This window comes from Chromobacterium sp. CV08 (assembly GCF_051129845.1).
GTDB lineage: Bacteria > Pseudomonadota > Gammaproteobacteria > Burkholderiales > Chromobacteriaceae > Chromobacterium.
Genome location: NZ_CP150453.1, coordinates 3,770,327 through 3,783,409, shown reverse-complemented (window position 1 = coordinate 3,783,409; position 13,083 = coordinate 3,770,327). Strand labels below are relative to the sequence as shown.

The following is a 13,083-nucleotide window of genomic DNA, read 5'->3' as shown; positions in this document are numbered from 1 at the left end:
CATTCTCAATGTTTGACTGCGTTCCCGGCATCTTTTCCCTTTCTGGCAGGCCGGTTCGATCGGGCGGGAAGGACGGGGCAGGAAAGTGGATATTGCTGATTGTCAAACATAAAACTGCATTTTGACGGGAGGTTTCTGTACGGCGGTGTCGCAAACAGGATAGTGACTTCTCGTCAGCTTCCTTTAGAATCGATCGAGCATGTAAAAACAGCCGCGCGGAAAAAGCGCTGGCGCAAGACAGAACAAGGAAGGAAAACCATCAATGAGCAATTCGGTAAGCCGCGCTGATTTCGACCAGGTCATGGTGCCCAATTACGGCCCGGCCGGTTTCATCCCGGTACGAGGCGAAGGTTCCCGCGTCTGGGACCAGGACGGTCGCGAATTCGTCGACCTGGCCGGCGGCATCGCCGTCAACGCGCTGGGTCATTGCCATCCGGAACTGGTGGCCGCGCTGACCGAGCAGGCTAACAAGCTGTGGCACGTGTCCAATGTGTTCACCAACGAGCCGGCGCTGAAGCTGGCCAGCCTGCTGGTGGAGAAGACCTTTGCCGATCGCGTGTTCTTCTGCAACTCCGGCGGCGAGGCCAACGAGGCCGCGTTCAAGCTGGCGCGCAAATACGCGCACGACAACTTCGGCCCGGACAAGAACCAGATCCTGTCCTGCGTCAATTCCTTCCACGGCCGCACGCTGTTCACCGTCAGCGTCGGCGGCCAGCCCAAGTACACCGAAGGCTTCGGCCCGGTGCCGGGCGGCATCGCCCACTTCGAGTTCAACAATATCGAGTCGCTGAAGGCCGCGATCTCCGACAAGACCTGTGCGGTGGTCATCGAGCCGGTGCAGGGCGAGAGCGGCGTCTTGCCGGCCGATCCCGAATTCCTGAAGGCCGCGCGCGAGCTGTGCGACAAGCACAAGGCGCTGCTGGTCTTCGACGAGGTGCAGAGCGGCATGGGCCGCACCGGCGCGCTGTACGCCTATCAGCAGTACGGCGTGACGCCGGACATCCTGTCGTCGGCCAAGGGCATAGGCGGCGGCTTCCCGATCGGCGCGATGCTGACCACCGAGAAGGTGGCCAAGAGCTTCGGCATCGGCAGCCACGGTTCCACCTACGGCGGCAACCCGCTGGCCTGCGCGGTCGCGCACAAGGTCGTGTCCATCGTCAGCTCCCCCGAGGTCCTTGCCGGCGTCGAGGCGCGCCATCGGCGACTGGTGGCCGGCCTGGAGGCGATCAACGCCAAGCACAAGGTGTTCAAGCTGGTGCGCGGCAAGGGTTTGCTGATCGGCTGCGTGCTGACCGACGAATACAACGGCCGCGCGCGTGAATTCCTGAAGGCCGCCGAGAAGCGGCAGCTGATGATTCTGGTGGCCGGCCTCAGCGTGCTGCGCCTGGCGCCGTCGCTGGTGATCAGCGACGCCGACATCGACGAAGGCCTGAAGCGCCTCGACGCGGCCATCGCCGACCTGCTGTCCGGCCAGTAAGGCCGAGCCGCGCGGCCCTGGCGGGCGCGCGGCCGGTTTCGCAATCCCGATTCCATCGCCACGACCCCGCCTTCGGCCGGGTCGCGGCTGCGGCTGCGCCCGATTCGGCGCCGGCGCAGCACAACCAGGGAGGAGTTCCCATGTTTACCGTGCGTCCCGTCCGCACCTCGGACCTGCCCGCGATAGAGCGGCTGGCCAGGGCCAGCGGCATCGGCGTCACCAGCCTGCCGAGCAACCGCGAGAAACTGTTCGAGCGCATCCGGCAATCGGTCGACGCCTTCGAGCATGAAGCCACCGGCGACGCCGGCAGCGAATACTATATGTTCGTGCTGGAGCATGGCGGCGCCGTGGTCGGCACCGCGTCGATCTGCGCGTCGGCCGGCTTCGACGAGCCGTTCTACAGCTACCGCAGCGAGACCGCCGTGCACGCGTCCCGCGCGCTGAAGGTCAACAACCGCATCCACGTGCTGAACATCTGCCACGACCTGACCGGCACCGTGCAGTTGTGCGGCTTCTATGTCGACGGCGGCCTGGAACCGATCGCCGCCGAGCTGATGTCGCGCGCCCGGCTGCTGTTCATCGCCGGCGAGCGCGAGCGCTTCGGCCGCCGCATCATCGCCGAGATGCAGGGCATACACGACGACGCAGGCCAGTCGCCGTTCTGGAACGCCATCGGCCGCCGCTTCTTCAATATGGATTTCCTGCAGGTGGAGCAGGCCTTCGTCAGCCACAGCAAGACCTTCATCGCCGAATTGATGCCCAGCTATCCGATCTATGTGCCGCTGTTGCCGGACGAGGCGCAGCAGGCGATAGGCCAGATCCATCCGCATTTCGAGCGCGTGTGCCGGCTGCTGTGCCACGAGGGCTTCGAGGCCGACAACTACCTGGACATCTTCGACGGCGGCGCGGTGCTGACCGCCGAGCTGGACCGGCTGAAGACGGTGGAGCACAGCGGGGTCTATCCGGTGGAAGTGCAGGCCAGCCTGCCGGTCCAGGCCGCGCCGCAGCTGCTCAGCAACCAGCGTCTGGCCGGCTTCGCCGCCACCGTCGCCCGCGTCGCGGTGGTGGACGGCGTGGCCTTCATCAACCCGGACGCGGCCAAGGCCTTGGGCGTGACCAGCGGCGACGCGGTGCGTGTCGCCGGCCTGCAGGAAGCGTGAGGAGAGAGGCCATGATGTTTATCCGCCCCGTTGAACACAAGGACCTCGACGGCCTGATGCATTTGGCGAAGAGCGCCGGCATCGGCATGACTTCGCTGCCGGTGAACGAGGAGAGGCTGTCGCGCAAGATCGGCCGCTCGGTGCTGTCCTTCGCCGGCGAGCTCGATCGCGCCGACCACGGCTACGTCTTCGTGCTGGAAGACGGCGAAACCGGCAAGGTCGCCGGCATCTGCGCGATCGAGGCCGCCGTCGGCCTGAAGGAGCCCTGGTACAACTACCGCGTCGGCACCATCGTCCACGCGTCGGAGGAGCTGGGCGTCTACAGCCGCCACGAGACGCTGTTCCTGTCCAACGACCACACCGGCTATTCCGAGCTGTGCAGCCTGTTCGTCCACCCGGACTACCGCGTCAACCGCAACGGTGGCCTGCTGTCGAAGAGCCGCTTCCTGTTCCTGGCGCAGTTCCCGCAGCTGTTCGGCAAGATGGTGGTGGCCGAGATGCGCGGCGTGTCCGACGAAGCCGGCCGCTCGCCGTTCTGGGAGGCGCTGGGCCGCCACTTCTTCTCCATCGATTTCGCCAAGGCCGACTATCTGACCGGCGTCGGCCAGAAGGCCTTCGTCGCCGAGCTGATGCCGAAGCACCCGGTCTATGTCGACTTCCTGCCGCCGGACGCGCAGGCGGTGATAGGCCAGACCCACGAGGGCACCCGCCCGGCGGTGGCCCTGCTGGAGTCCGAGGGCTTCCGCTACGAGGGCTATGTCGACATCTTCGACGCCGGCCCGACGATACAGGCCTATACCAGCGACATCCGCGCGGTGAAGGAAAGCCAGCGGCTGCCGGCGCGCATCGTCGATCCGCTGCCGGCCGGCGAGCGGGAATGCTATCTGGTCTGCAACGACTCGCTGCACGGCTTCCGCGCGGTGCTGGCGGAGTCGGTGCGGCCGCAGGGCGAATTCAGCCTGACGCCGGAGTTGGCGCGGGCGCTCGAGATTAAAGACGGCGATCACGTCCGCTGCGTGACGCTGTCGCCGAAGGAGGCAGTGCAATGAGCAGTCTGTTCATCGATGGCAAGTGGCTGGCCGGCGACGGCGAGGCGCTGAGCAAGAGCAATCCGGCCGACAACGCGCCGCTGTGGCAGGGCCGGGCCGCCAGCGGCAGCCAGGTGGACGCCGCCGTGCGCGCCGCCCGCGCCGCCTTCCCGGCCTGGGCCCGCATGGGTCTGGACGCGCGCGCCGCCGTCGTGCGCCGCTTCGGCGAGCTGCTGACCGGGCGCAAGGCCGAACTGGCCCGTGTGATCGCCCAGGAAACCGGCAAGCCGCTGTGGGAAGCGACGACCGAGGTGACGACCATGGTCGGCAAGATAGACATCTCGCTGAAGGCGCTGGCCGAGCGCACCGGCGAGCGCGCCGCGGCGATGGGCGACGCCCAGGCGGTGCTGCGCCACAAGCCGCACGGCGTGGTCGCCGTGTTCGGTCCGTACAACTTCCCCGGCCACCTGCCGAACGGCCATATCGTGCCGGCGCTGCTGGCCGGCAACGCGGTGATCTTCAAACCGTCCGAGCTGACGCCGTGGACCGCCGAGGAAACGGTCAAGCTGTGGGCCGAGGCCGGCTTGCCGGCCGGCGTCATCGGCCTGGTGCAGGGCGCGAAGGATACCGGCGTGGCGCTGGCAGGCCACGAGGGACTGGACGGCCTGTTCTTCACCGGCAGCTCCGCCACCGGCGCGCTGCTGCACAAGCAGTTCTCCGGCCGCCCGGACAAGATCCTGGCGCTGGAAATGGGCGGCAACAATCCGCTGATCGTAGGCGAAGTGGCCGACGTCGACGGCGCGGTGCACCACGTGATCCAGTCCGCCTTCGTCTCGGCCGGCCAGCGCTGCACCTGCGCGCGCCGCCTGCTGGTGCCGCAGGGCCAGTGGGGCGACGCCTTCGTCGCCCGCCTGGTCGAGGTGGCCGGCAGGCTGCGCGTCGGCAAGTTCGACGCCGAGCCGGCGCCCTTCCTCGGCGCGGTGATCTCCAACGCCGCCGCCGACGCCCTGCTGAAGGCGCAGGATGCGCTGATCGCCGCAGGCGGCAAGCCGCTGCTGGCGATGCGCAGGCTGGAGGAGGGCGCGGCGATGCTGACGCCGGGCATCGTGGACACCACGGCCGTCGTCCGCCCGGACGAGGAGTTCTTCGGCCCGTTGCTGCAGGTGATCCGCTACGCCGACGTCGACGAGGCCATCGCCGTCGCCAACGACACCCGCTTCGGTCTGGCCGGCGGCGTGCTGTCCGACAGCCGCGAGCTTTACGACCGCTACTGGCTGGAAAGCCGCGCCGGCGTGGTCAACTGGAACAAACCGTTGACCGGTGCTTCCAGCGCCGCGCCCTTCGGCGGCATAGGCGCGTCCGGCAACCACCGCCCCAGCGCCTACTACGCGGCCGATTACTGCGCCTACCCGGTGGCGTCGCTGGAGTGCGACAGCCTGACGCTGCCGGCCCAGCTGTCGCCGGGCATCGTGCTGTGAGGGAAAGACGATGAACGCCTATGAAGTGAATTTCGACGGCCTGGTCGGCCCGACGCACAATTACAGCGGCCTGTCCTTCGGCAATGTCGCGTCCACCAGCAACGTCAGCGCGGCGTCGAACCCGAAGCTGGCGGCCAAGCAGGGCCTGCAGAAGATGAAGGCGCTGCACGACCTGGGCTTCAAGCAGGGCGTGCTGGCGCCGCAGGAGCGGCCCGACGTGGCGTCCTTGCGCCGGCTGGGCTTCGCCGGCAGCGATGCCGAGGTGATCGCGGCGGCCGCCAAGGAGGCGCCGGCGATGCTGGCGGCGGCGACGTCCGCGTCCAGCATGTGGACCGCCAACGCGGCCACGGTCAGCCCGTCGGCGGACACTGCCGACGGCCGCGTGCATTTCACGCCGGCCAATCTGAACAACAAGTTCCACCGCTCGATCGAGCATCCGACCACCGGCCGCGTGCTGCGGGCGATGTTCGCCGACGAGGCGCGCTTCGCCGTGCACGAGGCACTGCCGGCGCAGATGCACTTCGGTGACGAGGGCGCGGCCAACCATACCCGCTTCTGCGCCGGCTATGGCCGGCCGGGCGTCGAGTTCTTCGTCTTCGGCGCCTCGGCCTTCGACATGCGCTATCCGAAGCCGGCCAGGTTCCCGGCGCGGCAGACGCTGGAGGCCAGCCGGGCGGTGGCCAGGCTGCACGGCCTGGCCGACGAAGGCGTCGTCTACGCGCAGCAGGACCCGGACACCATAGACGCCGGCGTCTTCCACAACGACGTGATCTCGGTCGGCAACGGCGAGGTGCTGTTCCACCACCAGCAGGCCTTCCTGAACCAGGCCGACGTGCTGGACGAGCTCGCCCGCAAGCTGGCGGCGCGCGGCGGCCGCTTCACCGCCATCGAGGTGCCGCGCGCCGAGGTGACGGTGGAGGAGGCGGTGAAGAGCTATCTGTTCAACAGCCAACTGCTGTCGAAGGCGGACGGCAAGATGCTGATCGTGGTGCCGGACGAGTGCCGCGGCAACGAACGGGTGTGGCGCTACCTGCAGAAGCTGGTCGCCGGCGGCGGCCCGATCGACGAGGTCAAGGTCTTCGACCTGAAACAGAGCATGCAGAACGGCGGCGGTCCGGCCTGCCTGCGCCTGCGCGTGGCGCTGAACGAGGCCGAGCTGGCCGCGGTGAATCACAAGGTGCTGATGAGCGACGCCTTGTTCGCGACGCTGAACGACTGGGTGGACCGCCATTACCGCGACAGGCTGGCGCCGGCCGATCTGGCCGATCCGCAGCTGTTGAGCGAGTGCCGCGGCGCGCTGGACGAATTGACCCGCATCCTGGGTCTGGGCAGCGTCTATCCGTTCCAACTGGCCTGAGCCCAGCCTGCCGTTGGATTCGAGCCCGTTCCGGCCTGTCGCCGGGGCGGGCTTTTTTCATTGCGGCCGCCCTCATCGCTGTTAACAAATTGGCGCCCGGTCATTCCAGACGGAGGCTATGTTGAAAATTGGCATGGTTGTTGCATATCGTCCGCGCTGTGTGGCGGAAGTCACAAGCGCGGCGTCGGGCGGCCTGCAGAATTTTTTAATATTCGAAGTCAGCGAATTAATGGATAGCAATTGGTACTGTAGATTGTATGCAAATGAACGATACTCATCATTGATTGTTCGCAATGCATGCCGAGACTGCGCGTTGAATGTTCGTATGTGAATAAAAGTGATGGAGAGTATGACCAAAATGTGAAAGCGATGGGTAAAGGGAAAGACTTTTGCCAATACTGTTCTCTATAAAAATTCGATCTGGAGATTTATCTAAAAAGGTCTTAAAAATCAAATAGATGATTTGAAAATAAATGCTTTGCGGCGGTCGATTTTTTAACCGGTATGCGCAATTGACAGTCGATTGGATACATGGTGATAATCGGTTCGCCTGTCGGACAGAAGCCAAGAAAAAGGCCCGCCGCAGGTGGATAAAACAGGCAGCAGTCGATAAGAGGGAACACCCCGCAAAGCTGCCGGTCGACAATCAGAGGAGATCTCCAAACGTGGACATTTTTCTGCAACAAATCCTGAACGGTCTCGTTCTGGGTAGCATCTACGCGCTGATCGCGTTGGGCTACACCATGGTGTACGGGATCATGGGGCTGATCAACTTCGCCCATGGCGAAGTGGTCATGTTCGGCGCCATGGTCACCATCACCGTCGTCAACACGCTGATGGGCGCCGGCGTCAATCTGCCGGGGCCGGCGCTGGTGCTGATCGGCATGCTGGTGGCGATTCCGGCCTGCATGCTGCTGGGCTTCACCATCGAGCGCATCGCCTACCGTCCGCTGCGCGGCAAGCAAAGGCTGGCGCCGCTGATCACCGCGATCGGCGTGTCCATCGTGCTGCAGCAGGTGGCCATCCTGATCTGGGGCCGCAACTACATCCCGTTCCCGTCCATCATCGATCACGACGTCGTGACCATCTTCGGCGCCAGCATCACCAAGCTGCAGATCCTGATCATCGTGATGTGCCTGGCCATCATGGCGGGCCTGCTGCTGATGGTGGAGAAGACCAAGCTGGGCCGCGCGATGCGCGCCACCAGCCAGAATCCGGCCGTGGCCGGCCTGATGGGCGTCAACGTCAACACCATCATCTCCGCGACCTTCCTTATCGGTTCCGGCCTGGGCGCCATCGCCGGCGTGATGGTGGCCACCAACTACGAGCAGGCCCACTACTACATGGGCTTCATGATAGGCCTGAAGGCGTTCACCGCCGCGGTGCTCGGCGGCATCGGCAATCTGGGCGGCGCGGTCGCCGGCGGCCTGCTGCTCGGCATCATCGAGAGCCTGGGCGCCGGTTACATCGGCACGCTGACCGGGGGCTTCCTCGGCTCCAACTATCAGGACATCATCGCCTTCATCGTGCTGATCGCGGTGCTGATCTTCCGCCCGTCCGGCCTGCTCGGCGAAAAAATGGCCGACCGCGCCTGATCCGGAGAGAGAAAGTCATGAATCTGAATACTCTGGATACCAATAAGAAGATGGGCCTGTTCGCCCTCAGCGCCATCGCGCTCTTGGTGCTGCCCTTCGTCGTCGGCGGCGCGCTGGGCAACTCCTGGGTGCGCATCGTCGACTTCGCGCTGCTCTACGTGATGCTGGCGCTGGGCCTGAACATCGTCGTCGGTTTCGCCGGCCTGCTGGACCTGGGCTTCATCGCCTTCTACGCGATCGGCGCCTATGCCTACGCGCTGCTGAGTTCGCCGCACTTCGACATCCACTGGCTGTTCCTGCTGACCATTCCGCTGGGCGCGGCGCTCGCCTCGCTGGGCGGGGTGATGCTGGGCACGCCGGTATTGAAGCTGAAGGGCGACTACCTGGCCATCGTGACGCTGGGCTTCGGCGAGATCGTGCGCATCTTCATGAACAACCTGAATTCCCCGGTCAACATCACCAACGGCCCGCAGGGCATCAACCTGATCGACCCTATCCATATCGGCGGCGTGACGCTGGGCCAGACGATAGAGCTGTTCGGCCTGAGCTTCCACAGCGTCTACCTGTACTACTACCTGTTCCTGGCGCTGACGGTGCTGGTGGTGATCATGGCCTGGCGCCTGCAGCATTCCCGCATCGGCCGCGCCTGGGTGGCCCTGCGCGAGGACGACATCGCCGCCGCGGCGATGGGCATCAACATCCGCAACATCAAGCTCCTGGCCTTCGGTCTGGGCGCCTTGTCCGGCGGCGTGGCCGGCGGACTGTTCGCCTCCTTCCAGGGCTTCGTGTCGCCGGAGTCGTTCAGCCTGCTGGAGTCCATCATGATCCTGGCGATGATCGTGCTGGGCGGCATGGGCCACATACCGGGCGTGATACTCGGCGCCGTGGTGCTGACCATCGCGCCGGAAATCCTGCGAGACGTGATCGGCCCGCTGCAGATGAAAACCTTCGGCCGGATGATCGTCGATCCGGAGAACGCCCGCATGCTGCTGTTCGGCCTGGCGATGGTGGTGATGATGCTGGTCCGTCCGGAAGGGATGTGGCCGTCCAAGCGCCGCAAGGCTGAATTCCAGCACGCAAAAGAAGAAGCGGCTGCGCAGAAAGGTTAATCATGGCTGAAGTTTTGCTGAAAATCGAAGGCATCCACAAACGCTTCGGCGGCCTGCACGCGCTGAACGATGTGGGCCTGACCATCAACAAGGGCGAGATCTATGGCCTGATCGGGCCGAACGGTGCCGGCAAGACCACCTTGTTCAACGTGCTGACCGGCCTCTACGTGCCGGACGAGGGGCGTTTCGAGTTCGACGGCCACAATCTGTTTCAGCAGAAGCCGCACGTGGTGGTGGCGGCCGGCATCGCCCGCACTTTCCAGAACATCCGCCTGTTCGCCGAGATGACGGCGCTGGAAAACGTGATGGTCGGTCGCCACATCCGCTCCAAGGCCGGCGCGCTGGGCGCGGTGCTGCGCGACAAGGGCACGATGTCCGAGGAGGCGGCGATCGAGGCCAAGGCCTGGGAGCTGCTGGAATATGTCGGCATCGCCGATGTCGCCCACGAGCGGGCCCGCAATCTGTCCTACGGCCACCAGCGCCGGCTGGAGATCGCCCGCGCGCTGGCCACCGAGCCGAAGCTGCTGGCGCTGGACGAGCCGGCAGCCGGCATGAATCCGCGCGAGACCGAAGAGTTGAAGGCGCTGATGAGCAAGATACGCGCCGGCGGCGTCACCGTGCTGCTGATCGAGCACGACGTCAAGCTGATGATGGGTCTGTGCGACCGCATCGCCGTGCTGGACTACGGCAAGAAGATCGCCGAAGGCGTGCCGGACGAGGTGCGCCGTAACCCGAAAGTGATTGAAGCCTACCTGGGAGCGGCCCACGCATGAGCATTCTGGAAGTCAAAGACCTGCAAGTGGCCTATGGCGGCATCAAGGCGGTCAAGGGGATAGATTTTCACATCGAGCAGGGCGAGCTGGTGACGCTGATCGGCGCCAACGGCGCCGGCAAGACCACGACGCTGAAGACGCTGGTCGGCATGGTGAAGAAGAGCGGCGGCAGCATCGTCTACGACGGCAAGGACGTCGCGTCGATTCCGTCGCACGACTTCGTCCGCCACGGCTTGGCGATGGTGCCCGAGGGCCGCGGCGTGTTCGCCAAGCTGACGGTGGAGGAGAACCTGCAGATGGGCGCCTACTACCGCAACGACAAGGCGGCCATCCAGAGCGAGATCGAGCACGTCTACGAGCTGTTCCCGCGGCTGAAGGAACGCCGTCTGCAGCTGGCAGGCACGCTGTCCGGCGGCGAGCAGCAGATGGTGGCGATGGGCCGCGCGATGCTGTCCCGTCCTAAGCTGCTGCTGCTGGACGAGCCGTCTATGGGTCTCGCCCCCATCATCGTCGAGAAGATCTTCGAGATCATCCAGATGGTGTCCAAGCAGGGCGTGACCATGCTGCTGGTCGAGCAGAACGCCAAGCTGGCGCTGGAGGTGTCGCAGCGCGGCTACGTGATGGAAAGCGGCCGCATCACGATGAGCGGCGACGCCAAGGAACTGCTCAACGACGAACGCGTCCGCAACGCCTATCTGGGCGAATAGGGCGCCCAGCCCGTCCCAGTCCTCCGCCGGCTTGCCGGCGGGGCGCCTCTCAGCCGCCGACAGGCGGCTTTTTCACGTTCTCAGATCCTCGCCTGTTTCAGCATCTCGCCCAGCGTGCCGTCCTGCCGCATCGTTTCCAGCGCGCGGTTGAAGTCGGCGATGCGTTTTTCCGCCAGCGGCTGCCGCTTGGAGATGCCCAGATGCATCGGATAGACGACGACGGCCGGCGGCAGCCATTCCAGCTTGGACGCCAGCGCGGCCTGGCTGCCGTTCAGCAGGTAGTTGGCGACGCCGCGGTCTATCAGCGCCAGGTCGATGTGATGCGCAGCCAGTTTCGCCAGGTTGCTGGCGTCGCTCAGCGTCTCGTCGGTCTTCAGGCCGGCGCGCTCGAAGGCTTCCGAATTGGCGTAGCCGCGCACCGTGCCGACGGTGTAGGGCTTCAGGTCGGCCAGCGTCCGATAGCGGATCGCCTCGCCGCCTCGCTTGAAGAAACCGATGTGGTTGTCGAGGAACGGTTGGGAGAACAGGAAGGCGCGCTGGCGCTCCGGCGTCGTCCACAGGCCGACGATGCCGTCCAGCCGGCCGTCGTGAGCCTCGATGACCGCGCGCGCCCAAGGCAGGTAGACGGTCCTGACCGGATAGCCGGCGCGGCGGAAGGCTTCGCGGACGATGGCCACCGCGACGCCGCCGTTGTCCATTCGCGGCGACATGTACGGCGGATATTCGGAGGCGGCCAGCGTCAGGGCCTCGCCGGCGCAGGCGGCGGCGCAGAGGAAAGCGGACAGTACGAGTGTGCATGCTTGCTGCCAGAGGGGCATGGCTTTCTCCGTCGTCGCCGCCAGGCATGGCGGCCCCTGCCTGTTGAGTATAACGGCAAACCGATGGCCGGTTCGCGCGGGAACGGTGCACCGGAAGCGGCCGGGTGCGTTAAAAGTCATGATCCGGCCGCCGCATCCGGCCGCCGGGCGCGATCAGGCTCTTAAAGGAGAATCGAGTGGCCACCCGGCAAGTTGTTTCCATCGCCGAATCGGTGTTGCTGGCGACGCGTCATCTGGTGCCGTTCCAATTGCGGCTGCGGCGGCGGGCGGCGCTGCTGCTGGTCTTGCTGGCCGCCGCCGCCGGCCTGGGCGCCTGGCTGTCCATACGCGACGTGATGCAGACGGTCGGCCGCGACGCGGCGCCGTCCATCATCGCCGCGCAGGACATCCGCACCGCGCTGGCCGACGCCCATACCCAGATCGTCAATGTGCTGCTGGCCGGAGAGGGCGATTCCGGTCCCAGCGCGCTGGCCTTTCGCCAGTCCATCGCCAGGGCCAACGACCATCTGGTGTCGGCGGCGCAGAACATCACCTATGGCGAGGAGGAGAGGCTGCCGATACTGGCCACGATGGAGCATCTGGCGGAGTACCAGCGCCTGATCGGACGGACGCTGGCGCAACGGGGCGATCCGACGGCCCTGCTGCAGGCCGACGCGCTGATGCGCGAACGCATTCTGCCGCAGGCGCGGCTGCTGGATCAGGCCAATGAGAAGCATCTGAATCAGGCCTATGCCGACGAGCGCTGGCAAGCGCGGTGCTGGACGTATTTGTTCGCCGCGATGACGGCGCTGCTGGCCTTGCTGTTGCTGGAGACCCAGTTCTTCCTTGCCCGCCGCTTCCGCCGCCGGCTCAGTCCGGCCTTGCTGGCCGGCCTGCTGGCGATGCTGGCGGCCGCCGGCGGCTTTCTGTCCTGTGGCGCCGAGATCGGTCATCAGATGAAGGTGGCGAAGGAGGATGCCTTCGACTCCGTCTACCTGCTGGCTCAGTCCAAGGCCTGGGCCTATCTGGCCAATGCCCAGCAGAGCATCTATCTGTTGCTGCCGCCCGGCCGGGACAAGGTGGCGCAGCAGGCGCTGTTCGCCGCCAGCGCCGCCCGCCTGTTCCGTGGAGAGCCGCCGGCCGACGCGCGGGTTTTCGACGCCCATCCCGACCGTTTCAAGGACAAGGGCCTGCTCGGCGAGGAGATGGCCAGCATAGATTTCGACGGCGAAGCGTCCAGCGCGACGGCGGCACTGCGCGCCTGGGGCGAGTATCTGCGCATCGCCGCCCGCGCCCGCGGGCTGGAGGACGCCGGCCGCCACAGCCAGGCTTTGGCCTTGAGCCTGGGCAGCCAGCCGCGCCGCGCCGACTGGGCCTTCGACAATTTCATCGAGTCGCTGGACCATACCCGCGCGATCAACCAGCAGGCCTTCGACAGCGCCTTGAACGGCGCGAGGCAAGTGCTGGAGCGGATGTGGAAATGGTTGGGGCTGGCATTGCTGGCGCCGCTGCTGGCGATGGCTTTCGGACTGAGATCCGGCGACGGGCCGCCGTCGGCGTGACAAGGCTGGTATCCTGTCGGCATTTCCCGCCTATGGAGGT

General features: G+C 65.8%; 11 protein-coding genes. 10 read left to right on the top strand and 1 reads right to left on the bottom strand.

Annotated features, from left to right (window positions below; all coding sequences use genetic code 11):
* Positions 1–262 precede the first annotated feature (262 nt).
* The 9 genes from WNM05_RS17245 to WNM05_RS17205 all read left to right on the top strand — a co-directional run bounded on the left by WNM05_RS17245 (position 263) and on the right by WNM05_RS17205 (position 10,684).
* A complete protein-coding gene (locus tag WNM05_RS17245) occupies positions 263–1,477 on the top strand; it encodes an aspartate aminotransferase family protein (protein WP_434629120.1) in 1,215 nt (404 codons plus the stop codon).
* 140 nt (positions 1,478–1,617) lie between these two features.
* Positions 1,618–2,637 (top strand): arginine/ornithine succinyltransferase subunit alpha, encoded by a 1,020-nt coding sequence (gene aruF / locus WNM05_RS17240; RefSeq protein ID WP_434629118.1) that lies wholly within the window; start codon positions 1,618–1,620, stop codon positions 2,635–2,637.
* An 11-nt stretch (positions 2,638–2,648) separates the two neighbouring features.
* Positions 2,649–3,686, top strand: coding sequence for an arginine N-succinyltransferase (gene astA, locus WNM05_RS17235; RefSeq protein WP_434629116.1), 1,038 nt, complete (start codon positions 2,649–2,651; stop codon positions 3,684–3,686).
* Positions 3,683–5,143, top strand: a complete 1,461-nt coding sequence (gene astD, locus WNM05_RS17230) for a succinylglutamate-semialdehyde dehydrogenase (RefSeq protein WP_434629115.1) — start codon at positions 3,683–3,685, stop codon at positions 5,141–5,143. Before astA ends, astD begins: the two co-directional genes overlap by 4 nt.
* A 10-nt stretch (positions 5,144–5,153) precedes the next feature.
* Entirely contained in the window at positions 5,154–6,500 is a 1,347-nt protein-coding gene (gene astB, locus WNM05_RS17225) for an N-succinylarginine dihydrolase (protein ID WP_434629113.1), read from the top strand.
* A gap of 665 nt (positions 6,501–7,165) precedes the next feature.
* Positions 7,166–8,095 (top strand): branched-chain amino acid ABC transporter permease, encoded by a 930-nt coding sequence (locus tag WNM05_RS17220; protein ID WP_434629111.1) that lies wholly within the window; start codon positions 7,166–7,168, stop codon positions 8,093–8,095.
* Between the two features lie 17 nt (positions 8,096–8,112).
* Complete coding sequence (locus tag WNM05_RS17215; RefSeq protein ID WP_434629109.1) at positions 8,113–9,204, top strand: ABC transporter permease subunit; 1,092 nt, start codon at positions 8,113–8,115, stop codon at positions 9,202–9,204.
* A 2-nt stretch (positions 9,205–9,206) separates the two neighbouring features.
* Positions 9,207–9,977 (top strand): ABC transporter ATP-binding protein, encoded by a 771-nt coding sequence (locus WNM05_RS17210; protein WP_434629107.1) that lies wholly within the window; start codon positions 9,207–9,209, stop codon positions 9,975–9,977.
* On the top strand, positions 9,974–10,684 hold the full coding sequence (locus WNM05_RS17205; RefSeq protein WP_434629106.1) for an ABC transporter ATP-binding protein: 711 nt from the start codon (positions 9,974–9,976) through the stop codon (positions 10,682–10,684). The genes WNM05_RS17210 and WNM05_RS17205 overlap by 4 nt, the downstream gene beginning before the upstream one ends.
* Positions 10,685–10,764: 80 nt before the next feature.
* Here the strand turns inward: WNM05_RS17205 and WNM05_RS17200 are convergent, their stop codons facing one another.
* Positions 10,765–11,502, bottom strand: coding sequence for a substrate-binding periplasmic protein (locus WNM05_RS17200; protein WP_434629104.1), 738 nt, complete (start codon positions 11,500–11,502; stop codon positions 10,765–10,767).
* Positions 11,503–11,678: 176 nt separating this feature from the next.
* Here WNM05_RS17200 and WNM05_RS17195 point away from each other — a divergent pair, with 176 nt between their 5' ends.
* The gene (locus tag WNM05_RS17195; RefSeq protein ID WP_434629102.1) at positions 11,679–13,043 is read left to right on the top strand and encodes a hypothetical protein; all 1,365 of its coding nucleotides are present in this window, start codon (positions 11,679–11,681) and stop codon (positions 13,041–13,043) included.
* The last annotated feature ends 40 nt before the right edge of the window (positions 13,044–13,083 follow it).